A 22657-nucleotide genomic window follows, 5' to 3' on the forward strand; every position below is an offset into this window, starting at 1 on the left:
AGGCTTCGGTTCTTCCTAAGCTCACGAGCTTTCCAACGGGTCCTGATGGCGCGAGCTGCTGCCAAGATCGCTGACTCAGCTGGCCCGCTGGCGACTCAGGACGATGTAATTCGTGTGAGGGGTGCCCGGCAGCACAACCTCAAAAACGTCGACGTCACCATTCCCCGCAACAAGCTGGTGGTGTTCACCGGGGTGAGCGGAAGCGGCAAGAGTTCGCTCGCCTTCGACACGATCTTTGCGGAGGGGCAACGCCGCTACGTCGAAAGTCTGTCGGCCTATGCCCGCCAGTTCCTGGGGCAGGTGGACAAGCCCGATGTGGATGCCATCGAGGGCCTGTCTCCTGCGATCTCGATTGATCAGAAATCCACCAGTCACAACCCTCGTTCCACGGTGGGCACCGTCACCGAGATTCAGGATTATCTGCGTCTTCTGTTCGGCCGGGCTGGTGAACCCCACTGCCCCAAATGTGGCCGCTCGATCAAGCCGCAGAGCATCGACGAGATGGTCGATCAGATCCTGCTGTTGCCGGAGGGAACCCGCTATCAATTGATGGCGCCCGTGGTGCGCGGCAAAAAGGGAACCCACACCAAGTTGATTAGCGGTCTGGCGGCCGAAGGTTTCGCGCGGGTGCGCATCAACGGTGAGGTCCGCGAGTTGGCCGACAACATCGAGCTCGATAAGAACCACAGCCACAACATTGAGGTGGTGGTCGATCGCCTTGTGGCCCGTGAGGGGATTCAGGAGCGGCTAACCGATTCGCTGCGCACGGCTCTCAAACGCGGTGATGGTCTGGCGTTGGTGGAGGTGGTGCCCAAGAAAGGTGAGGAGCTTCCTGATGGCGTTGAGCGGGAGCAGCTTTATTCCGAGAATTACGCCTGCCCCGTGCATGGGGCTGTGATGGAGGAGCTCTCACCACGGCTGTTTTCTTTCAACAGCCCTTACGGCGCCTGTGAGGCTTGCCATGGTATTGGCCATCTGCGCAAGTTCACTGTTGACCGGGTGATCCCGGATCCATCTCAGCCGGTGTACTCCGCTGTTGCTCCCTGGGCTGAGAAAGACAACAGCTATTACTTCTCACTGCTCTACTCGGTGGGAGAAGCCTTTGGTTTCGAGATAAAGACCCCATGGAATGAACTCACCGATGAACAGCGGGATGTGCTGCTTAATGGAAGCCGCGAACCGATTCTGATCCAGGCTGATAGCCGCTACCACAAGGGCAAAGCCGGCTACAACCGCCCGTTTGAGGGCATTCTTCCGATTCTTGAGCGTCAGCTTCGCGACGCCAGCGGCGAGTCCCAGCGCCAGAAACTTGAGAAGTATTTGGAGTTGGTTCCCTGTGCCAGCTGTGCTGGTCAGCGGCTCCGCCCCGAAGCCCTAGCGGTGAAGGTGGGGCCCTATCGGATTCCAGAGCTCACGGCCGTCAGCGTTGGTCAGACCCTGGAACGGATCGAGAAACTGATGGGTGTGGGCGCCCATGAGGGTTCAGGGCCCCTGCTGAATGCCCGTCAGATCCAGATCGGTGATCTGGTGCTCCGGGAAATCCGCCTGCGTCTGAAATTCCTGCTCGATGTTGGTCTGGACTACCTGAGCCTGGATCGACCGGCGATGACGCTCTCCGGCGGTGAAGCCCAGCGCATTCGCCTGGCCACTCAGATCGGTGCTGGTCTCACCGGGGTGCTTTACGTGCTGGATGAGCCGAGCATCGGCTTGCACCAGCGGGACAATGACCGCCTCTTAAACACATTGGTACGGCTCAGGGATCTCGGAAACACCTTGGTGGTGGTGGAACACGATGAAGACACCATTCGTGCTGCTGATCATGTGGTGGACATCGGCCCTGGTGCCGGCGTCCATGGGGGCCACATCGTTGCGGAGGGAAGTTTCGATGACCTGGTGGCGAGCAGCGAATCCATCACCGGCGCATACCTGAGCGGCCGGCGTTCGATTCCCACACCGGCCGAACGCCGCCAGAGCGGTTCACGCTCACTGAAGTTGATTGATTGCAACCGCAACAACCTCAAGAACGTTTCGGTTGAGTTCCCCTTGGGTCGGCTCGTGTCGGTCACCGGGGTGAGCGGCAGCGGCAAGAGCACCCTGGTGAACGAGCTCCTGCATCCGGCTCTCGAGAACGGACTGGGTCTCAAGGTTCCCTTCCCTCAAGGGTTGGGAGAACTGCGGGGGTTGAAGTCGATCGACAAGGTGATCGTGATCGACCAGAGCCCGATCGGACGGACTCCCCGCTCCAACCCAGCCACTTACACCGGTGCCTTTGATCCAATCCGTCAGGTGTTTGCTGCCACGGTGGAGGCAAAGGCCCGTGGTTATCAGGTGGGGCAGTTCAGTTTCAACGTCAAGGGTGGCCGCTGTGAGGCCTGTCGCGGTCAGGGCGTGAACGTGATTGAGATGAACTTCCTTCCGGACGTCTACGTCCAGTGCGATGTCTGCAAGGGCGCTCGATTCAACCGTGAAACCCTGCAGGTGAAATACAAGGGCTACACCATCGCGGATGTGCTTCAAATGACGGTGGAGCAGGCCGCTGAAGTGTTCGATGCGATTCCTCAGGCGGCAGATCGCTTGCGCACGCTGGTTGATGTGGGCCTCGGCTACGTCAAGCTCGGCCAGCCGGCGCCAACCCTTTCGGGGGGTGAGGCCCAGCGGGTGAAGCTGGCGACGGAGCTGTCACGGCGGGCCACCGGCAAGACGCTCTATCTGATTGATGAGCCCACGACCGGCCTCAGCTTTTACGACGTGCACAAGCTGATGGACGTGATGCAGCGGTTGGTGGACAAGGGCAACTCGATCATCTGCATCGAGCACAATCTTGACGTGATCCGTTGCAGCGACTGGATCATCGATCTCGGCCCTGAAGGTGGTGACAAGGGTGGCGAGATCCTGGTCACCGGCACTCCAGAGGAGGTCGCCCAGCATCCCACCAGTCACACCGGCCGTTACCTCAGTCGGGTTTTGGAGCAGCATCCACCAGAACTACCCGTTCCCCTGGCGGCTTGACGGCTCGATTTCGGACACACCTGACCGCCCTGGCTTTTGGCATGTCGCTGGCCCTCAGCGGGGGTCCCGCTTCAGCATTGGAGCGGCTGGTGTTGCGACTGCCATTCCTGGAAATGGAGATCACGATCAACTTCGATGACGGTGAGTCCGCTGAACAATTGATCCAGGCCAGTCCAGATCTGCAGGATCTGGAATTGGCCAGTGGTGGCAAGTTGTTGCCGCTGATGCGCCAGGTGTTCCTTACGCCACTGCCCTTGGAAACCAAGGCGTTGCTGGCGGGATCGACCGGTCAGCCGCTGCTGGAGCAGGCCCTCAATGCGGCGACGCAGGTGGTGGCTCTTGAAGGAGTTGAGCCGGATGTGAGTGGGCGGATGCTGACCGAGGCCCTGATTCGTGCTGAACGCCGGGGGCAACCCAACATCCTTGGTTTTTTGCGGGAGTTGCCGGGAGAACAGGCATCGATCGATCTGTCGCGTCTCGCTGAGGTGGCCAATCGGCTGAAAACCAATCTTGAGGAGGGGGTTGCCCTAGCTCGTTCCGTTGAGCCCGCATCCGTGACGGCTGCCCTGCGGGGGCCACTGCGACCCAGTTGGTCCCGTCAGGTTGTTCAGGTGCCCGTGCCCCACCGGTCGAAACCCCTGAAGCTTCAGCCTGCAGCGCCTGGTGATGGTCGCTTGGTCGTGATTTCCCACGGGCTCTGGGACGATCCGGAATCCTTTGAAGGTTGGGGTGACGAGCAGGGCAGCCTTGTCGATGTCAGTGAGCTCCTCTGACGTTGCTGGCTTGTTACATCAAGCAGAGGGTATGTCTGTTGTCCCTTGGGCTCAGATCCCTTGCACTACAACACGACTCGGCTTTTTTGTTTGGTTTGATTTGTCGGTCTTCTAAGGTTTTTTTCATTTTTCACCTCTTCTTCCGCCTCTAAAGAAAAACAACGGCACCGAATTTGCGTCCCGTTGTTTTTTTTGAGGGGGAGCGAATGGGCATCCGGTTGTTGCATCTGCATCTTCACGGTCTGTTTCGTTCCCATGAGCTCGAACTGGGTCGGGATGCTGATACCGGTGGCCAGACGTTGTACGTGCTTGAGCTTGTGCGCAGCCTGGCCCAGCGGGCCGAGGTTGAGCAGGTTGATGTGGTCACCCGGCTGATTCAGGACCGTCGGGTTGAGCTGGACTACAGCCAACGGGTTGAAGACATTGCTCCAGGTGCACGGATCCTGCGCTTTCCCTTTGGTCCGAAGCGTTATCTGCGTAAGGAGTTGCTTTGGCCCCATCTCGAGGAGCTGGCTGATCAGCTTGTGGAACATCTGAGCCAGCCCGGCCAGAGGGTGGATTGGATTCATGCTCACTACGCCGACGCCGGCCTGGTGGGTGCTTTGGTTAGTCAACGGTTGGGGATTCCGCTTGTCTTCACCGGCCATTCCCTCGGTCGGGAGAAACAGCGACGTCTCCTGGCCGGTGGCCTGGATCGCTCTCAGATCGAGCAGACCTATTCCATCAGCCGCCGCATCGACGCTGAAGAGCGTGCTTTGGCCCAGGCGGATCTGGTGTTCACCAGCACCCGTCAGGAGGCGGATCAGCAGTACTCCCGCTACGGCCACTTTCAGGCGAATCAGGCGGAGGTGGTGCCCCCAGGTGTCGATGCTTCCCGGTTCCATCCCCACGGTTCATCGCAGGAATGCTCCGCGCTCGAAAGTCTGTTGCAGCCTTTCCTAAGGGAGCCGGATCGTCCGCCTCTGCTTGCGATTTCCCGTGCGGTGCGGCGCAAGAACATTCCCGCGCTGGTGGAAGCCTTTGGCCAGTCGCCGGTGCTGCGGCAGCGTCACAACCTGGTGCTTGTGCTGGGCTGTCGCGATGACCCGCGTCAGCTCGAGAAGCAGCAGCGTGATGTGCTTCAGCAGGTGTTCGATCTGGTGGATCGGTTTGATCTCTATGGCCAGGTTGCTTATCCCAAACAACACAGCCGTGCCCAGATCCCCGCTCTGTACCGCTGGGCGGCGCGTCGTGGAGGGCTGTTTGTGAACCCGGCTTTGACCGAACCCTTCGGACTCACTCTTCTGGAGGCCGCGGCCTGTGGTTTGCCGATGGTGGCCACTGATGATGGTGGTCCACGGGACATCCAACTCCGCTGCGACAACGGTCTTCTGGCGGACGTCACCGATCCTGGTGCACTTCAAGAGGCCTTGGAATTGGCCGGCAGCGATCGCTCCCGTTGGCGTCGTTGGAGTGACAACGGGGTTGAGGCCATCAGTCGCCACTTCAGCTGGGATGCCCATGTGTGTCAGTACCTCGCCCTGATGCAGCAAAAGATCCGCGTCTCACCTGTTCGTGCGATGTCGGTATTGCGGCGGCCCAGTCCCGTCTCCAGGCTGTTGGCGTTAGACCTCGACAGCTGTTTGGAGCTGCCGGAGGAACGCTCCCTGGCGCATCTGCGCGATCGGCTTCACGCCGAACCTTTTTCCGCTTCCACCGGCTTGGTGATCCTCACGGGGCGGTCGCTGGATCAGGCGCGTCAGCGCTACCAGGAGTTGCATCTTCCCGATCCCAAGGCCTGGATCTGCCGGGCTGGAACGGAGATTCACCACAGGCTGGATCGCGCAGATGATCCCGTTTGGGCGCAGCGCATCAGCCAAGCCTGGGATCGTGAGGCTGTTCTCGCAGCGATGGGGCAACTCCAGGAACACGTTCAGCTTCAGGACTCTGATCATCAGAGTCCCTTCAAGGTCAGCTACCTCTTGCGTGCTTCCAACCGCGGTCTGATTGGTTTGGCCCGTCAGTGCCTGCGCCGCCATGGTTTGCAGGCTGAACCCCAGCTCCGTTGCCACTGGTTCCTGGATGTTCTGCCCCAGCGCGCGTCCCGTAGCGAGGCCATCCGTTTTCTGGCCCAGTCTTGGGAGCTTCCCCTGGAGCAGGTTCTGGTGGTGGCCAGTCAGCAGGGCGATGGAGAGTTGCTGGATGGTTTGCCCGCCACGGTGGTACCTGCGGATCACGATCCCTGCCTGATGGGTCAAAGGACTCAGCAGCGGGTGTACGTCTCGAAACGCCCCAGTGTTGGAGCCGTGCTGGATGGCTTAACCCACTACCGGTTTTCAGGCAGCCGTTGATCCCGGGATCACGGTCACATAGGCGGCTGCCCTGTCGGCCTTGGCTTGTGCTTCCTTCCGATCTCCTCCTTTTGCCAGGGCCACACCCATCCGCCGACCGGGGCGGGCCGTGGGCTTGCCGAACAGCAGCAATTGGGTGTCAGCTTCCGTGAGCGCTTGTTCGACCCCTTCAAAAGCGACGGAGTCCATATTCGTTTGAGCCAAAATCACTCGGCTTGCGGCGGCAGCAGCTGCTGTGATGGTGGGGATCGGTAGACCAAGAACAGCGCGCAGGTGCAGTTCGAACTCGCTCAGGTTCTGGCTGATCAGGGTGACCAGGCCTGTGTCGTGCGGCCGGGGAGACAGTTCGGAAAAAATCACCTCATCGCCACAGAGGAAAAATTCCACACCGAAGAGGCCGGCACCGCCCAGGTTGTCGGTAACGGTCTTGGCCATGGCCTGGGCCTGATGCAGTTGTTGTTCGGTCAGTTGAGCCGGCTGCCAGCTGCACTGATAGTCCCCTCCTTCCTGTTCGTGGCCGATCGGTGCACAGAACAGGGTTTCGCCATTGCGTTGACGGATGGTGAGCAGGGTGATCTCCAGATCAAAATGGAGAAATTCCTCCACGATCACTTGGGTTGAGGTGCCCCGTGCGCGGGCCATGGCGGCCTCCCAGGCTTTGGGCAGATCGTCCGCAGAGGCCACCACGCTCTGGCCTTTGCCGGATGAACTCATCACCGGTTTCACCACGACGGGCCAGCCCAGAGGTTCCGCCACCGCTATGAGTTCCTCAGCACTGGAGGCATAGGCGAACCTGGCGGTTCGGAGACCGAGTTCGCCGGCCGCCAGGTCGCGGATGCGGTCTCGGTTCATCGTGACGGCCGTCGCGCGGGCTGTCGGAATCACGGTGATCCCCTCTTGTTCGAGTTCTGCCAGGGCATGGACGGCGAGTGCTTCGATCTCCGGGATCACCACGTCGGGTTGGTGGCGCCTGACCACCTCAAGCAAGGCATCGGCATCGGTCATCGGCAGCACTTCGGCCACGTCAGCCACCTGCATGGCCGGGGCACCGGAATAGCGATCACAGGCGATCACCTGGCAGCCAAGCCGTTGGGCAGCAATGGCCACTTCCTTGCCCAGCTCTCCGCTGCCCAGCAGCATCACGGTGCGTGGAAACGACGGCATGGTGATCCTTGAACGGCCTGCCAGCATCATCAATCAACGCAAGTCCTGAGACTTTCCGCAGCCTGGGGTGCAGCGCCCGATGTCCGGCTAGGTCAAGGATGCGTTCTTGATTGAGTCCAGTGCTTCGGGCGACGTTGTTGGCGGTTTTGGCTGGAGCCTGTCTCCAGCTTTGGCCTGTCCAGGCAAGGTCTGCGGATCCGATTCCACCGGTTGCCCCCTGGCTCAGTGATGCGGAGGCGCTGGCCTTGCTGCCTGCTGCTGTTCGTTCCTGCTCCACCAAACAGCTGGTGCTGCATCGTTCCAGCCTTGGACATCTCCTGCCGCATTGGTCGCCCTGTGCGTGCCGCTCATGACGGGGTCGGTCGAAGTCGCTGGACAGCCACCCACGGATGGACGTTTCATCTGGCTGGGGCAGGCGTCAAGACGCGTTACAGCTATCTCAATGCTGGTGCCTCAGCAGGCTCCTATGACCGTGGCGAGATCATTGGTCTTTGCGGGAATACGGGCCGTTGGTCGACCGGTCCTCATCTGCACTTCGAAGCAGAACCCCTGCATCTCCTGGATGTGCTCGAGAGCCCCAGCGCAGAGCAGTTGAAATCGATGGAGAAAACGCCTCAATGGCGTCAGCGCTCGGTGGAAGCGAGCCGTTGAGGGCTCAGTTCGAATCGGTGCTGCTCTGACGGCGCACTTCTCCGATCAGCCACACGCCCATGAATCCAAGCGACGAAACACCGAAATAGATCAGCACCCAGCGCAGAACCCGATCAGGATCGGCAGCTGCGTTGGCGAGCAGCTCAGCGGTTTTGGCAAGCAGGTTGTCCATCAGTTCTGAAGATCGGGGATCAGCGTGAGTTGGCGGACCGGTGATTCTTCGCTGACGAAACCCCAGGCTTCAAACACGGTGGCATCGGAATGCGTGATGCGCTGTTCCTTTCCATGGCATTCCAATTGGAACCCTTCGCTCGACATGCGCCGCATCAAACTGGCCGACTCCTCAAAGCGGGCAGCCATCGCCTCGAGGCTTGAGCAGTCAGCTGTGAGACCGGATTCACGCCAGGTGAAGTAGGTCATCCTGCCCTGCTGCCTCAAAGCAAGACTTTAAGGGATATGAGCGGCATAAAGCTTTCGTTCTGAATATGAAAAATTCCGTGAATACAAGGTGTGTCGTTCAGGCCTCCATTCATTCAGGGCACCTGGTTTTGGTCATTCCAAAATGTGAAAACATCGGTTATATTTTCTGCATCAGGCTCAATCTTTCTCAGAAGATATTGGCTTTGTATGTTGTTAAACTAGCTTCAATCTCATTGGCGATCTGAATCACTGCATCTTTGAGATCGCTTCAAAATGATGGTTCTCAGGATTGGATCAAAGATTAGGGACGCAGCACCAGTCCGAGAAGCACAAGCCCTGCTGTGACAAGCCAGAACGCAGGCACCACGCTTCGTTCATCGGTGCCCCCCAGCTCAAAATGGTGATGGAGTGGCGCCATGCGGAACACGCGTCGCCCTTGCCCATCAGGGCCTTTCGTGGCCTTAAACACCCAAACCTGGATGATCACGGAGAGGGATTCCGCCACGAAGACGCCTCCCATCACCAGCAGGGGCCAAAGGCTGTTGGACAAGAGGGCCACACCGCTGAGGGCGGCCCCCATCGCTAAGGATCCTGTGTCGCCCATGAAGGCCCGAGCAGGGTTTCGGTTGTGCACGAGAAACCCAAGCCATGTCCCGGCCATGGCCATGCAGAAGCCAGCCAAGGCGGGATCTCCGTTGTCTCCTCGCAGCATCAGTTGAAGTGCTAGACCCGTAAACACCAGTGCTCCGCAGCCGCTGGCCAAGCCATCAAGGCCATCGGTGAGGTTGGTGGCGTTGCTCTCCGCCAGAACGACAAACAGCCCCAGCGGCCAGATCAGCAGTCCCAACGGCAGTTCAAGGCCAAAGGGCAAAGCAATGCCGCTGCTGATCCAGCCCTGCCAGGCAGCGATGGCCAGAAAGGCTGCGGCCGCCATGGCTTGCAGCACCAATTTCCCTTGTGCCGTCAGGCCTGTATTGGTGTGTTTGGTGAGGCTGCTCCAGTCATCGATGCCGCCGATCAGCATGAATGCCAAGGTGAGTCCTGCCAGGCTGAGTAGTTGTTGCGACGCCACGGCGTCCCGTGTGATCAAGCTCCCGAGAATGACCCCGGCGGGAACAACCAGAAGTCCACCCATCGTTGGGGTTCCCGCCTTGCTCTGATGGGCTTTGGGGCCTTCCTCACGGATGAACTGCCCCATCTTCAAGCGACGTAGAAGGGGAATGCCCAAGGCCGCAGTCGCTGTTGCGCAGACTGCTGAAATCAAGAGCGGCAGGCTCAGTTGCGCATTGGTGATCCATTTGTCGGCTGCAAAGCTGATCATCAAGACCACCAGCATCAGCAAGCTGGCACTCAATGAGCCGTTCTCCCACCAAGGACGGTGGTTTGAATCCGTGGATTGCAAAGCGGCACTGGACTGGTCGCTGGGACCCTAGGTGAGTCGCTCAGTGTCGACCAGTCAGTGCTTGGGGGACGTCAGTCCTCCCACTGCTCCTCGTTTTGCTCGTCATCCTTGTTGTAATCCTCTTTCTCACCCATGAGCGCAGAGAGTTCTTCCTCTTCGACGGTGCTCACTTCAGGTGATCCGGATTCTTCGTCGGCAACGAGACGACCGCTGGTTTCGAGCCAGGACAGGAGGTCGGGTTCCTCACGCAGGGGCAGCACGGGCGCAGGGTCGCGGCGCCCATAGCGGGTGAGGGACGGGTTGACGCTGTCCAGGGCGTTTAAATCAACCAGAGCGCTCATGCAGGGAGGGACGCGGGCCAATCAACCAAGATAAACCACGTGCTGTTTTTGGCCCGCCCCTGAACAAATCTGCGCTGCTCGTTTTTCTGTGGGGCCTGGCCCTGATCATCAGTGCTGGCCTGTATTGGTGGGGTTTGCAGCGGCCTGAACCGTTGCAGACCTCTTGGGCGCTGGCGCTGCTGCTGGTCTTTTCCCCGGCTCTGGCGGTGGCTGGGTGGTTGCTTGTGGCTTTCTCAAAGGTGGCGGCCGGCGAGACGAGAGAATCAGACGATTGTGAGCAGGAGACCCATTGATGGGCCGCGCCAAGAAGGTGGTACTCGCCTATTCCGGGGGAGTCGATACCAGTGTCTGCATCCCTTACCTCAAGCAGGAATGGGGTGTGGAGGATGTGATCACATTTGCCGCTGATCTCGGCCAGGGCGATGAACTAGAGCCCATTCGTCAGAAAGCGCTAGATGCCGGTGCCAGTCAGTCGCTGGTGGGAGATCTGATCGAGCCCTTCATTAAGGATTTCGCCTTTCCGGCGATTCGTGCCAACGCCCTCTATGAAGGCCGTTACCCCCTCTCCACGGCCCTGGCGAGGCCTCTGATCGCCAAGCGTTTGGTCGAGGTAGCCCGGGAAGTGGGTGCCGATGCTGTCGCCCATGGATGCACAGGCAAGGGCAACGATCAGGTGCGTTTCGATGTGGCCATCGCTGCGTTGGCACCGGATCTCAAGGTGCTCACCCCAGCCCGTGAGTGGGGCATGAGCCGTGAGGAGACCATCGCCTACGGCGAACGCTGTGGTCTGCCCGCACCGGTGAGCAAGAAGTCCCCTTACTCGATCGACCTCAATCTGCTGGGCCGCAGCATCGAGGCAGGACCCCTCGAAGACCCGATGGTGGCTCCGCCGGAGGAGGTGTTTGCGATGACGCGATCGGTGGAGGCTGCTCCGGATGTCTCCGAAGAGATCGAGATTGCTTTTGAAGCAGGCAATCCTGTGGCGATCAACGGTCAGAAGTTGGACCCCGTGGCTTTGATCCGTGAAGCCAACCGTTTGGCGGGCACCCATGGCATTGGCCGCCTCGACATGATCGAGAACCGGGTGGTGGGCATCAAATCCCGGGAGATTTACGAAACGCCCGGGCTGTTGTTGCTGATCCAGGCCCACCAGGAACTTGAAAGCCTGACCCTGGCTGCCGATGTGCTGCGCAGCAAGCGGCAATTGGAAATGCAGTGGGCTGACCTCGTCTACCAGGGGCTTTGGTTTGGCCCCCTCAAGAATGCTTTGGACGGCTTCATGGACCGCACCCAGACCACCGTCAATGGTGTTGTTCGTCTCCGGCTGCACAAAGGAACGGCCACGGTCACCGGACGTGGCTCAGCAGACAGCAGTCTTTACGTCCCAGAAATGGCGTCCTACGGCAGTGAGGATCAGTTCGATCACCGTGCTGCAGAGGGCTTTATTTACGTCTGGGGTCTGCCAACCCGACTCTGGTCAGCATCCCAGCGCCGTTCAAGCTGAGCGCTGCAGTTTCTGCAGGAACTTGGGAAGCCTCAGGCCTGGAAAACGCACAACGTTGTCCGGTTCTGAGCTTCCCGGCAGGGCCGGCTGAGACCGCTCGAACTGTTCTTGATCAACCTGTTCAGCCAGCAGTTGATAACGCTCCATCAAGGGCTCCAGCCGCTGTTGGAAGCGGCGTTCAAAAACACCGGCAGTTCGGCAAGAAGCTTGTTGAAGGCCTTGATCTCGGCCTCAGTTCTGAAATTCTCTTGTTCAGCAATCGAATTACTTCAGCGTCGCCATGACGCTCGTTCCAGACAGGTTCGGTTGGCTGAGGTTGGTCGTGTTTCGAATCTATGGGCGGACGGTATCGCCCACCCATGAATCCAACAATGCTGATCAGTCAGCTGATGCAGCGGCTTCGGCTTGTTGCTGTTGAGCAGCTTCGCTGCCCGGCATCACCCGAGGTGCGGGAAGGGGGCCTTCCTGCTTCACGGTCAGATAGCGGATCACGTCTTCACTTAGACGCATCGCCTTTTCGAGAACAGCAACTTGCTGGCCATCGCCGTTGTGGCTCAGTTGCACGTAAATGCCTTCCTTGTGCTTCGCAATGGGATAGGCCAGACGGCGCTTGCCACGCATCTGGTTGTCCAGAACGTCGGCACCAGCTTCCACGAGCATGTCGCGGTACTTGGTGAGATGGCTTTCAACTTCCTCCTCCGGAATGTCCGGACGAAGGATGTACATGGTTTCGTAATACGGATCGAGCGTCATGGCCAGCACCTAAGGGGCATCAGGCTCACCGGAGTGAGCGACGGATTCAACACCTTATCCCCTGGCGTGTCCCCCACACTTTCAGTAGAGCTGCATGCGTACCGCCTGGCTGATTCCGGGCAGATCAGGTTCGCGCCCGCGCCAGCACTCCAACAGGGCGAACAGAATGATCGCCAGCACCGCTACCACGATTGTGCTGGACAGGGTGCCCACCAGCAGGCTGCCCCCAGCAATCGGTTGCAGCAGGATGCCAAACGCGAAGCTGAGCACAACGATCACGATGTCGGTGAGTAGGGCCTGCAGGGTGTTGAAGCGCAGGAAGTAGGGAACGGCTGGATTGCGCACCACTGCCAGAAACAGCACGAAGAAGAGCAGCAGGCCACCGAAGGGAACTCCCCGATCCAATTGGATCAGCGGCACCGCTGGAACGATCAGCAGCCTCAGCAACGGGATCTGGTTAAACACGCCGTCAGCCCCGAGGCCAAAGGGAATGGCGTCACTCCAGGGGAGCAGGTACACCAGCGGTGCAAGCAGCCGCTGCCAGAGGGGAATCTGCACGTTGGAGCTGAGGATTGTTTGGACCTTAGGCCGCAAGAGCAGTCGCGGCGGCGTTTCGCATCGCCTCGACAGGAACGTCATTGCGACCACACCAGAGCCGCAGCGAGGCAGCGCCCTGCTGCACCAGCATCTCGAGGCCATCGCTGCAGCGATGGCCCCGTTGTTGCCCAGCGGCAAGCCAGCTGGTGGGCCTTGGGGTGTAGATCAGGTCGTACAACAACGCCTCTCCGTTCAGGCCTGACCAGAGTTCGGCCCCCAATGGCATTGCCCTGGGGTCACCGTGCTGTGCCATGCCCACCGGGGTGGTGTTCACTACGAGAGCCGCTTGAGCCACGCTTTCGTTGAGCTGAACAGCGTTGTCGAGACAGGCCGTCAGGGGGGCGTGGCTCTGCTGCAGATCTGTGATGAAGGCTTGGAGTGCCTCGCTTCGCCGTCCCACAATGGTGATGCTGCTGAGTTCCAGGGTCTGCAGACCGGCGACCACTGCTCGAGCTGATCCGCCGCAGCCGATCACCACGGCATGGCGTCCTGCCCAGGCGTCGTTGGCACCGAGGGGTGCCAGAAAGCCCTCCACGTCGGTGTTGGTGCCGAACCAGCCACCGCCTGTTCCTGGGATCAGGGTGTTGACGGCACCGAGCCGTTTCGCCAGCGGGCTCAGCTCCTCGCAGAGCTCGGCGATGGCTTGTTTGTGGGGAATGGTGACGTTGAGGCCCTGGCAGCCAACGGCCCTGAGACCGTTCAACACCTGATCAAGACTTTCGCTTTCGCAGGGCAGGGCCAGGTAGCGCCAGTTGAGCCCCATGCTTTCGAGGGCGGCGTTCTGCATCACCGGCGAAAGCGAGTGGCGTACTGGATTGCCAAGCAGGCCCACAAGGCTGGTGCCGCCGTTGATCATTGCCAGGGCCGGATCGCTCCACCAGCCTGCCTGTTCGGGAACCACACCTCGCCTGTCAGAGGGTCTGCTGTGGAGGATGTGGCCATTCAAATCACTATTTCTGGAGGTGGGCACCGATGGGCAAGGTTGTCGGCATTGACCTTGGCACTACGAACAGCTGTGTTTCCGTGATGGAGGGCGGCAAGCCCACCGTGATCGCGAACGCCGAGGGCTTCCGCACCACGCCCTCCGTGGTTGCTTACACCAAGAACCAGGATCAGCTGGTGGGTCAGATCGCCAAACGTCAGGCGGTGATGAATCCAGACAACACCTTCTATTCCGTCAAGCGTTTCATCGGCCGTCGGGTTGATGAGGTGAATGAGGAGTCGAAAGAGGTGAGCTACGGCGTTGAGAAGGCCGGCTCCAACGTGAAGGTGAAGTGCCCTGTTCTCGACAAGCAATTTGCGCCTGAGGAGGTTTCCGCCCAGGTGCTGCGCAAACTGGCTGAGGACGCCGGTAAGTACCTCGGTGAAACCGTCAGCCAAGCGGTGATCACCGTTCCGGCCTACTTCAACGACTCCCAGCGCCAGGCCACCAAGGACGCCGGCAAGATCGCTGGCCTTGAAGTGCTGCGCATCATCAACGAGCCCACCGCTGCGGCTCTGGCCTACGGCCTCGACAAGAAGAGCAACGAGCGCATCCTTGTCTTCGACCTGGGCGGCGGCACCTTCGACGTCTCCGTTCTGGAAGTTGGCGACGGCGTGTTTGAGGTGTTGTCCACCGCTGGTGATACGCACCTCGGCGGTGACGACTTCGACAAAGTGATCGTTGATCACTTGGCCGAGACGTTCAAATCCAACGAAGGAATCGATCTGCGTCAGGACAAGCAGGCCCTGCAACGCCTCACCGAATCCGCTGAAAAAGCGAAGGTCGAGCTGTCCAATGCCACTCAGAGCGAGATCAACCTGCCGTTCATCACGGCCACGCCCGAGGGTCCCAAGCACCTGGACCTCACCCTCACCCGCGCCAAGTTCGAGGAACTGGCTTCCAAGTTGATCGACCGCTGTGCGATGCCTGTGGAGCAGGCGCTCAAGGACGCCAAGTTGTCCTCCGGAGAGCTGGACGAGATCGTGATGGTGGGTGGTTCCACCCGCATCCCGGCTGTGCTTGAGCTTGTCAAGCGCATCACCGGCAAAGACCCCAACCAGACGGTGAACCCCGATGAGGTGGTGGCTGTCGGTGCTGCGATTCAGGGCGGTGTGCTGGCCGGCGAGGTGAAGGACATCCTTCTGCTCGACGTCACGCCTCTCTCCCTGGGTGTGGAGACCCTCGGCGGTGTGATGACCAGGATGATCACCCGCAACACCACGGTTCCCACCAAAAAGACCGAGACCTATTCCACGGCTGTGGACGGTCAGACCAATGTGGAAATTCACGTGCTTCAGGGCGAGCGCGAGATGGCATCCGACAACAAGTCGCTCGGAACCTTCCGTCTCGATGGCATTCCTCCCGCTCCTCGGGGCGTGCCTCAGATCGAAGTGACCTTCGACATCGATGCCAACGGCATCCTCAGCGTCACCGCCAAGGACAAGGGCAGCGGTAAGGAGCAGTCCATCTCGATCACTGGCGCGTCGACCCTCTCGGATTCCGAGGTCGACAAGATGGTCAAGGACGCCGAGGCCAACGCCAGCGCTGACAAGGAGAAGCGCGAGAAAATCGACCTCAAGAATCAGGCCGAAACCCTCGTCTATCAGGCTGAAAAGCAGATGGGCGAACTGGGCGACAAGGTTGATGCCGATGCCAAGGCGAAGCTGGAGGAGAAGCGCCTCAAGCTCAAGGAAGCCACCGAGAAGGACGATTACGACGCGATGAAGACTCTGCTGGAGGAATTGCAGCAGGAGCTCTACACCGTGGGTGCTTCCGTCTACCAGCAGGAAGGTGCAGCAGCAGGAGCGCCTGGTGCTGGTGCCAACGCCGGTGGTGGCGATGCCAGCGACGATGTCATCGATGCAGAGTTCACCGAGACCAAGTGATCGGTTGAACCACCAATGCGTTAGGGCCCTTTGGGGCCCTTTTTTTATTCCTGTTGAACGGCAGCTGCGACCCACTCTGCGGTGCCAGGCGTGAGCAGAACGCCGTTGCGGTAGTGCCCACTGGCAAGGATCAACCCAGGTTCCAGCTCCTCCAGCAGAGGGGCCGGTCGATCCACGGGCCGGGCTCGCAGTCCGCTCCAATGGCTAACCACCGTGGCTGAGCTCAGCCATTCCGGAGCCCGCTCATTCAGGCTGCGCATCAGGGTCAGAGGATCCTTTGAAGCGCGATCGCCTGGTTCCACGGTGGCTCCGAGCAGCAACCGTCCGGGTTCGGTGGGAATCAGGTTGAAGCCCTGATCCACCAGCACCGAGGGCCAGTTGCTCCACGCCGTCGGACCAGTTGTCAATTGGAGTGACAGGGCTTGGCCCAACACCGCTTTCATCGCTCGGGCATGGCCCAGGGGTTTCAGCAAGGCATCCGAGCACAGTGCGGTGGAGAGGATCACAAGGTCGTGAACGGAGTTGTCTCCGTCGGCTCGATGCACATGCCAGTGGTTTTCGTTGCGCTCCAGACGGACCACCGCCTTGGCAATCAGCGCCACACTTTGCTCTGCTAGCGCTTGCCGCAGGGCCAGTTGCAGCAGCAGTGGATCCACCCGACCGTCGTGACGCGAGTAGAGGCCACCGTGGCTGGCCGTCGGCCAGACCGCTGCTAGGTCGGCGTTGGACACCATGTGCAGCCCCAGGTCAAAGCGTTGTGCGCCCAGCGACTCCATTCGCTCAGCCGCTCGTTCATCCTCGGCGATTTGCAGTAGGCCTTGGTGGAGCTTGAGGTCAGGCTGGTGAGCCTGAAGTGTTTCGATCCACTGGGGCCAGAGCTCCATGCTCCGGCGGCGCAGCCTCCAGCCCCGTCCGCTGCTGCGGCGAAAGACGTGTCCCATCAGCACTCCGAGGGATGCCGATGTTCCACTCAAATCGTTTGCTGATCCCTGGCGATGAACGGGCTTGTTCAGGCGAGGGTCGTAAACAGAAACAGCATGCCCCTGCTGGGCTAGATGCCAGGCGGTGCCGAGGCCGATGGCCCCGGCACCAATCACACCAACGGAGCGGCTCAGCTGAAGGCCTCAGCCGGGATCAGGTCGCTGTAGGCATCGAATCCGGCAGCTACTGCGCTGTAGGACTTCTGCATGCGGCTGAAGTCCTGCAGGCGTGCCGCTTCATCCAGATCAGCCAGAGCTTCTTTCAAGGAGCGGGCCACCTTGGTGGCCTCTTTGCGCTCGCTCTTGTCGAGGCGCTGATTGATGTAGAGCATTTCCCGGCTCACTTCCTGCATAGGGCCATGCAGAAGGTTTCGGGTGAAGACCCAATCCTTTTCACTCACCAGCCGGGCCAGATCAGGGAGACGGGATTTTGCGTCATCAAATGCTGCGGCTTGGCGGCGGATCACGCCCAGATCGTTAGGACTGATTCCGGCAGCATTGACAGCAGCCGGGGCCATCAGACCCAGGTTCAAAGCGACGCAGAGGCAGAACGCGGCGAGGCGGCTCAGAGCCTTCAGCATGGTGATTGGAAATTTCCTTGCGACTTTAACCAGCACCTCCTGCGCGGGAGAATTTTGTTTTTCAAAGCGTTGTTGTGAGTGACGCCACGGTCATCCTCCAGATGATCTGCCCCGATCGGCCGGGCCTGGTCAGCGAATTGGCGGGTTGGGTAGCAGCCAACGGCGGCAGCATTCGTCATGCCGATCACCACACGGACGCTGGAGCTGGGTTGTTTCTCAGCCGGATTGAGTGGCAGCTCCAGGGATTCGGCATACCCCGGGATGTGCTTCCTGAAGCGGCTCAGGCTCTGGGACAGCGGCTTGGTGGGGAGGCGCAGCTCCACTTCTCAGACGACCTGCCCCGCGTGGCGATTTTCGCCAGCAAGCAGAGCCACTGCCTGCAGGATTTGCTCTGGCGGGTTCAAAGCGGGGAGCTGCCGATGCAGGTTCCCCTGGTCATCGCCAACCATCCGGATCTGGAACCCCTGTGTGCGTCGTTTGAGGTTCCTTTTGTATGTGTTCCCGTCAGCCGGGACACCAAAACGGAAGCGGAGCAGCGGATGCTTCAGCTGCTTGAAGAGAACAAGGTTGAACTTGCGGTGCTGGCCAAATACATGCAGGTGTTGAGCAGTGATTTCCTCGAGAGTTTCCCCCAGGTGATCAACATTCACCATTCGTTTCTGCCAGCGTTCAAGGGCGCCCAGCCGTACCACCGCGCCTGGGACCGTGGGGTCAAGCTCATCGGCGCTACAGCCCACTACGTCACTGAAGATCTGGATGACGGACCGATCATTGAGCAAACCACCGTTCCCGTCAGCCACCGGGACGAGGTGGAGGATTTGATCCGTAAGGGCCGTGACACAGAACGCCTTGCCTTGGCGAGGGCCCTTCGTCTGCATCTGCGCCGTCAGGTGATGGTGTATCGCGGGCGTACGGCGGTGTTTGCATGACGGTAGGTCTGTACGCATGGCTGAGTGGCGATTGTCCGGCCTCCTCTTCCCCCTGGGGTTGGTGCCTGTTTCAGCTCGGACTGCTGTTGCTTCCCTCGTCAGTGTTGCTGGCCAGCTTGCTATTTGTGCCGGCTTTGGTCCTGGGCAGCCTCCGTCGTGAGTGCGCCTACTGGCGTGACCGCTGGAACTGGCCGCTCCTGGTGGCTGGCGGGTTCATGTTTCTCGGCTGTTTCAGCGCCTTGCGTGCTGATCTGGCTTGGGCAGGTCTGGCCAATTGGCTGCCTTTTTTTTGGGGGTTCTGGGGGTTCCAGCCCTATGTGGCCGAGGCTGGGGCGCGCCGCCGTGCGGCGCTTTGGATGGTGGCGGGCACGGTGCCTGTGGTGGTGACTGGTTTGGGTCAGTTGTGGTTGGGTTGGCAGGGGCCCTGGCAGTCCCTGGGTGGCCTGGTGATCTGGTTCATGGCCCCTGGAGGCGAGCCGGAGGGCCGGCTGTCGGGTCTGTTCGATTACGCCAACATCGCCGCGGCCTGGTTGGCGCTGGTATGGCCGTTGCTACTGGCGGCCCTGGTGCAACCCGGACTCGATCGCCGTCGTCGGAGTGTGGTGCTGATCCTGGCTGTCGCTTTGGTGACGGCTCTTGTGCTTACGGAGTCCCGCAACGGCTGGGGCGCGTTGGTGCTGGCGGTGCCTCTGGTGCTTGGGCCGGTGAGTTGGCCCTGGTTGCTGCCTCTGTTGGCCCTTGGATTGATCCCTGTTCTGTTGGCGGTGTTGCCCGGTGTCCCGGAGCTTCTCCAGCACCCCGCTCGGGCGTTGGTTCCCGAGTCGGTCTGGTCACGGCTCAGCGACAGCCGCTATGCGGGGGAGCGTGCCCTGGCTTCCACTCGTCTGAGTCAGTGGGGTTCGGCTTTGCAGTTGATCACTGAACGGCCATGGCTGGGCTGGGGTGCTGCGGCTTTTTCCGTTCTGTACACCTTGCGCACGGGCAAATGGCATGGCCATTCTCACAACCTGCCTTTGGAGCTGGCGGTCAGCAGTGGGGTGCCGGCGGCGCTTGCGCTGGTGGTTCTGGTGCTGGCGTTGATGATCGTCTCCTTGCGCTGCAGCCGCATGGGTTTGTTTGATCGCGCTTGGTGGGCTGCGGTGCTCGTGCTGGTGGTGCTTCACGGCACCGACATGCCTTTCTTTGACAGCCGCTTGAACATTGCCGGTTGGATTCTGATGGCCGGATTGCGCAGTCGGATTCGGCAAACTGAGACGGCAGCGGTCAGCCCAGGCTGAGGGCCTGTTGGCGGTGCTCCTGCAGCTTCTCCTGACTCAAGGGGCCATCGAGATGGCCCCAGGGCAAGACCGTGTCAGAGGCCCATTCGTCGTGCACCACTCTTTCCCAACTGGGAGGCAGTGGCAAGACCACTCCCGCGCTGCGGGCTTCAGGGAGTTCACCAGCCAGGGCGGCTCGGTAGGCCTTCTTCCAACCCCCCAGGCTTTCCTGCGAGCCGCGCACCGCTGCGATTACGGGGGCCAGGCGCCGGTCGCTCCGAGACAGCAGGGCCTGAATCACGCTCCAGCCGTAGCTTTCCGGGCGCAGATCAATGCCTTTGGGTTTGAGACGTTTCGCCAGCAACTTCAGGCGTTTTTCCGCTTCGGGGCGTACCCCTTGCCATTGGAACGGGGTGTGCGCTTTGGGCACGAATGTGCTCACCCCCAGGGTGAAGCGCAGGCCGGGGGTGGCTTTCTTAACGCTCAGCAGCAGTGCTGCGGTGCTTTCCACATCGTCGTTGTTTTCGCAGGGGAGTCCAACCATTCCGTAGAGCTTGAGGGCCTTCAGTCCGCCTTGCTTGGCATGGCGGGCGGCTGCTTCGATTTCCTCACCACTGAGTTTTTTGTTCACCACGCGGCGCATGCGCTCGCTGCCGCTCTCGATGGCGATGGTGAGGGATTTGCTGCCTCGCCCTGCCAACACAGCCGCCAGCTCTGGAGTGACCGTTGCGGCCCGCACGGAACTAACGCTGACGCGGAGGTCATCGAAGCGGTCTTGGGCCAGCCACTGGAGCAGATCGCTGAACTGGGGGTGCTGTGTCACGGATGCCCCCAGCAGGCCGAGGCGTTTGGTGGTTTTAAGGCCTTTCTCCACCGCCGGGATCAGCCCGTCATCTAATGATGGTGTTCGGAACGGCAGGGTCAGATAGCTGGCAAGGCAGAAGCGGCACAGTTCCGGGCAGCTGCGCACCACTTCCACCATGTGGATGTCGGGCCACGCGGCTTCCGGGGTGATCACCGTTGAGTGGCTGAGGCTATTGCCGCGCCAGGTCTGTTTGGCCACCCGCTCCGGCAGGGTTGCGTCCACCGGTGTCACCCCCAGCAGGGTGCCGTCCGCTTCATAGCGGGGTGCATGGAGCTCCGGCACGTAGATCCCCGGCACTCTGGCCAGATGCTGCAGTTGTTCTGCTCGGGGTTGTCCCTTCACGCTCTGGAGAGCATCTATGAAGGCGGGCAGAAGGTCTTCGCCATCGCCTAGCAGCACTACATCAAAAAACGGTGCAAGGGGCTCTGGATTGGCTGTGAGCACAGGTCCGCCACCAAACACGATCGGATCGTCGTTCGTGCGCGTGTGGCTCCAGATCGGGATTCGCTGCTGCTCCAGCAGATCGAGCAGGACTGGTCCGTCGAGTTCCCAGCTCAGAGAAAGCCCAAACAGGTCGCAGTGTCGGTGGGGTGGATCCCCCTGATCAGTGAACAGACGGCGCACGTCAACATCGGACCGCATCGCCAGGGTGGACCAGACGATCTGATAACCAAGGCTGGTAATGCCCACGGTGTAAGTGCTGGGGAAGGCCAGCACCGTGCGTAGGGCTCCGGGCTCCGGCGTCACCGGATCAAATAGCAGCGTTTCTTGGTTCAGCTGGGGCCTCCTGTTGGGCCTGATGGCGGGGTAGGCGGCGTGAACGGACGTCTGTAGCGGTTGAGCTTCATCGCCATCCGATTTTCCGAGTCGAGTTCCATGCCCATCTGACGTTCGTAGATCGAGTGGGGGTGGAATAGTCGGGCGATGACGAAGCTGGTGAGGCAGGCCACCAGGATCGGCTTGAGGATCAGCAGATCCTTTGTGAGGGCAAATGCAAGGAACATCGCCGAGATCGGTGTGCGGGAACAGCCGGCAACGAAGGCGCCCATGCCCGCGAAGACATAGGTGGTGGGCACATGGCCGGTGAGGGCCTCAACGCCACCGCCACAGGCCAAGCCAATGGCCCCTCCCAGCGTCAGCATCGGCATGAACAGTCCCCCTGGAGCTCCCGAGCCCGCCGCCAGACCGGTGCTGAAGAAGAGCATTACAAAGCTGGCGAGGGCCAGGCTGATGTCGGCCTTGCCGGCTCCGATCAGGTGCTTCAGTTCGCTGGGGTTATGGAACGTATCCGGCAGGGCCGCATAGACGCAGCCCAGCACGAGCCCGCTCAAGGTCATGCGCAGGATCAGTCGGTCTCCGAACCAACGGTTGCCCTGCCGCTGCATGGTGAGTACGTAGCGGGTGTAGAGCTCCGCCAGCACACCGATCACCACACCGAGAGCGACCAGATACAGCAGATCGACAGGCAGGAAGCGCACCAGGGGGGTGTATTCCCGTTCCAGTTGAAATCCGATGGTGCTGTTGAGTCCGCCGCCCCCGGGGTTGAGACCAAGAAAGCCGAGCACATCCGCCAGGGTGTCGGCCGAGAAGGTGGTGATGATCACCAGCAGCAGCACCACGGGCCTGGCGGAGTGGAGCAGCTCCTCGATCGCGTAGATGAATCCACCGATCGGAGCGCTGAACACAGCTGCGATACCGGCACCGCCACCGGCGGCCACGATCACCCGGCGAAAGGCCACCGGTGCTCGCAGCCAGCGGGACATCTGCCAGGCCACGGACCCGCCCATCTGAACGGCGGGGCCTTCCGGACCCAGGGGGAAACCTGAGCCGATTGCAATGATGCCGGCTACCAGTTTCACCAGGCCCACCCGAAGCCCCATCGGAACAGAACGGTGGCGCAGGAAGCCCATGATGTGGGTGATCCCGGCTCCGCCAGCGGCCGGAGATAGGGTGCTGATCAACCAGGCCGAGACCATCCCGCCGATAGCGCCGATGGCGGGGAGTACTACCCAGGCTGGAAACTCATCGAGCAGATCGAGCCGCCAATCCCGCAGCAGGTTGATGCCGCTGGTGAAGAGCAGGCCGGTGATGGCGGCCCCAAGGCCCGTAAGCGCCAGAGCCAAAACCACTACCAGCCAGCGGCGTTCCAACATCCTCCTGATGCTCCGGCTGGAGCCCAGGAGGTGGTGTCGTTGTTTGGGTTCGATCAGGGTTGGCACAGATGAGGTGATCCC

General features: G+C 60.7%; 22 protein-coding genes. 9 read left to right on the forward strand and 13 right to left on the reverse strand.

Annotated elements, in window-relative coordinates; all coding sequences use genetic code 11:
* Positions 1-45: 45 nt before the first annotated feature.
* From uvrA to FZX09_RS04690, 3 genes are all read left to right on the forward strand, one after another.
* The gene (uvrA, locus tag FZX09_RS04680; protein WP_226400590.1) at positions 46-3009 is read left to right on the forward strand and encodes an excinuclease ABC subunit UvrA; all 2964 of its coding nucleotides are present in this window, start codon (positions 46-48) and stop codon (positions 3007-3009) included.
* Positions 3006-3782 (forward strand): hypothetical protein, encoded by a 777-nt coding sequence (locus tag FZX09_RS04685; RefSeq protein ID WP_226400592.1) that lies wholly within the window; start codon positions 3006-3008, stop codon positions 3780-3782. The genes uvrA and FZX09_RS04685 overlap by 4 nt, the downstream gene beginning before the upstream one ends.
* Positions 3783-3988: 206 nt before the next feature.
* A complete protein-coding gene (locus FZX09_RS04690; protein ID WP_226401089.1) occupies positions 3989-6112 on the forward strand; it encodes an HAD family hydrolase in 2124 nt (707 codons plus the stop codon).
* Here the strand turns inward: FZX09_RS04690 and purT are convergent.
* Positions 6098-7276, reverse strand: coding sequence for a formate-dependent phosphoribosylglycinamide formyltransferase (gene purT, locus FZX09_RS04695; protein ID WP_226400594.1), 1179 nt, complete (start codon positions 7274-7276; stop codon positions 6098-6100). The genes FZX09_RS04690 and purT overlap by 15 nt on opposite strands.
* A gap of 228 nt (positions 7277-7504) precedes the next feature.
* Between purT and FZX09_RS04700 the strand changes: the two genes are divergently transcribed.
* The gene (locus tag FZX09_RS04700; protein ID WP_226400596.1) at positions 7505-7927 is read left to right on the forward strand and encodes a M23 family metallopeptidase; all 423 of its coding nucleotides are present in this window, start codon (positions 7505-7507) and stop codon (positions 7925-7927) included.
* 4 nt (positions 7928-7931) lie between these two features.
* On the opposite strand, the gene FZX09_RS04705 is transcribed toward FZX09_RS04700, so the two are convergent.
* The 4 genes from FZX09_RS04705 to FZX09_RS04720 all read right to left on the reverse strand — a co-directional run bounded on the left by FZX09_RS04705 (position 7932) and on the right by FZX09_RS04720 (position 10090).
* On the reverse strand, positions 7932-8099 hold the full coding sequence (locus FZX09_RS04705; protein ID WP_006851462.1) for a hypothetical protein: 168 nt from the start codon (positions 8097-8099) through the stop codon (positions 7932-7934).
* The gene (locus tag FZX09_RS04710; RefSeq protein ID WP_226400598.1) at positions 8099-8347 is read right to left on the reverse strand and encodes a hypothetical protein; all 249 of its coding nucleotides are present in this window, start codon (positions 8345-8347) and stop codon (positions 8099-8101) included. The genes FZX09_RS04705 and FZX09_RS04710 overlap by 1 nt, the downstream gene beginning before the upstream one ends.
* A 301-nt stretch (positions 8348-8648) precedes the next feature.
* Positions 8649-9683, reverse strand: coding sequence for a phospho-N-acetylmuramoyl-pentapeptide-transferase (gene mraY, locus FZX09_RS04715; RefSeq protein ID WP_226400600.1), 1035 nt, complete (start codon positions 9681-9683; stop codon positions 8649-8651).
* Between the two features lie 137 nt (positions 9684-9820).
* On the reverse strand, positions 9821-10090 hold the full coding sequence (locus FZX09_RS04720) for a DUF3134 domain-containing protein (RefSeq protein WP_006850710.1): 270 nt from the start codon (positions 10088-10090) through the stop codon (positions 9821-9823).
* Positions 10091-10242: 152 nt separating this feature from the next.
* Here FZX09_RS04720 and FZX09_RS04725 point away from each other — a divergent pair, with 152 nt between their 5' ends.
* Positions 10243-10383 (forward strand): hypothetical protein, encoded by a 141-nt coding sequence (locus FZX09_RS04725; protein WP_226400602.1) that lies wholly within the window; start codon positions 10243-10245, stop codon positions 10381-10383.
* Entirely contained in the window at positions 10383-11594 is a 1212-nt protein-coding gene (locus FZX09_RS04730) for an argininosuccinate synthase (protein ID WP_226400603.1), read from the forward strand. The genes FZX09_RS04725 and FZX09_RS04730 overlap by 1 nt, the downstream gene beginning before the upstream one ends.
* On the opposite strand, the gene FZX09_RS04735 is transcribed toward FZX09_RS04730, so the two are convergent.
* The 4 genes from FZX09_RS04735 to FZX09_RS04750 form a co-directional block, all read right to left on the reverse strand.
* Positions 11586-11741, reverse strand: coding sequence for a hypothetical protein (locus FZX09_RS04735; RefSeq protein WP_226400604.1), 156 nt, complete (start codon positions 11739-11741; stop codon positions 11586-11588). The two genes, FZX09_RS04730 and FZX09_RS04735, sit on opposite strands and share 9 nt — an antisense overlap.
* A 231-nt stretch (positions 11742-11972) precedes the next feature.
* The gene (gene rpsF / locus FZX09_RS04740) at positions 11973-12347 is read right to left on the reverse strand and encodes a 30S ribosomal protein S6 (RefSeq protein WP_226400605.1); all 375 of its coding nucleotides are present in this window, start codon (positions 12345-12347) and stop codon (positions 11973-11975) included.
* Between the two features lie 81 nt (positions 12348-12428).
* Positions 12429-12905: a Tic20 family protein gene (locus FZX09_RS04745; protein WP_226400610.1), complete on the reverse strand. Its 477-nt coding sequence runs from the start codon at positions 12903-12905 to the stop codon at positions 12429-12431.
* Between the two features lie 25 nt (positions 12906-12930).
* Positions 12931-13800 (reverse strand): shikimate dehydrogenase, encoded by an 870-nt coding sequence (locus FZX09_RS04750; protein ID WP_226401090.1) that lies wholly within the window; start codon positions 13798-13800, stop codon positions 12931-12933.
* Between the two features lie 116 nt (positions 13801-13916).
* Between FZX09_RS04750 and dnaK the strand changes: the two genes are divergently transcribed.
* Positions 13917-15812, forward strand: coding sequence for a molecular chaperone DnaK (dnaK, locus tag FZX09_RS04755; protein WP_226400612.1), 1896 nt, complete (start codon positions 13917-13919; stop codon positions 15810-15812).
* Between the two features lie 44 nt (positions 15813-15856).
* On the opposite strand, the gene FZX09_RS04760 is transcribed toward dnaK, so the two are convergent.
* Together FZX09_RS04760 and psbQ are read right to left on the reverse strand one after the other, a co-directional pair.
* Positions 15857-16909 (reverse strand): FAD-dependent oxidoreductase, encoded by a 1053-nt coding sequence (locus FZX09_RS04760; RefSeq protein ID WP_226400614.1) that lies wholly within the window; start codon positions 16907-16909, stop codon positions 15857-15859.
* Positions 16910-16923: 14 nt separating this feature from the next.
* Entirely contained in the window at positions 16924-17373 is a 450-nt protein-coding gene (gene psbQ / locus FZX09_RS04765; RefSeq protein ID WP_226400616.1) for a photosystem II protein PsbQ, read from the reverse strand.
* Positions 17374-17447: 74 nt separating this feature from the next.
* Between psbQ and purU the strand changes: the two genes are divergently transcribed.
* Complete coding sequence (gene purU, locus FZX09_RS04770; protein WP_226400618.1) at positions 17448-18302, forward strand: formyltetrahydrofolate deformylase; 855 nt, start codon at positions 17448-17450, stop codon at positions 18300-18302.
* A complete protein-coding gene (locus FZX09_RS04775; protein WP_226400620.1) occupies positions 18299-19579 on the forward strand; it encodes an O-antigen ligase in 1281 nt (426 codons plus the stop codon). Before purU ends, FZX09_RS04775 begins: the two co-directional genes overlap by 4 nt.
* Here FZX09_RS04775 and FZX09_RS04780 read toward each other — a convergent pair.
* Both FZX09_RS04780 and FZX09_RS04785 read right to left on the reverse strand, forming a co-directional pair.
* Complete coding sequence (locus FZX09_RS04780) at positions 19566-21140, reverse strand: radical SAM protein (protein ID WP_226401092.1); 1575 nt, start codon at positions 21138-21140, stop codon at positions 19566-19568. The two genes, FZX09_RS04775 and FZX09_RS04780, sit on opposite strands and share 14 nt — an antisense overlap.
* 56 nt (positions 21141-21196) lie before the next feature.
* Positions 21197-22576, reverse strand: coding sequence for a ClC family H(+)/Cl(-) exchange transporter (locus FZX09_RS04785; protein ID WP_255599685.1), 1380 nt, complete (start codon positions 22574-22576; stop codon positions 21197-21199).
* Between the last annotated feature and the right edge of the window lie 81 nt (positions 22577-22657).

The sequence above is a fragment of the Synechococcus sp. MU1643 genome (assembly GCF_020514095.1).
Taxonomy (GTDB): domain Bacteria; phylum Cyanobacteriota; class Cyanobacteriia; order PCC-6307; family Cyanobiaceae; genus Parasynechococcus.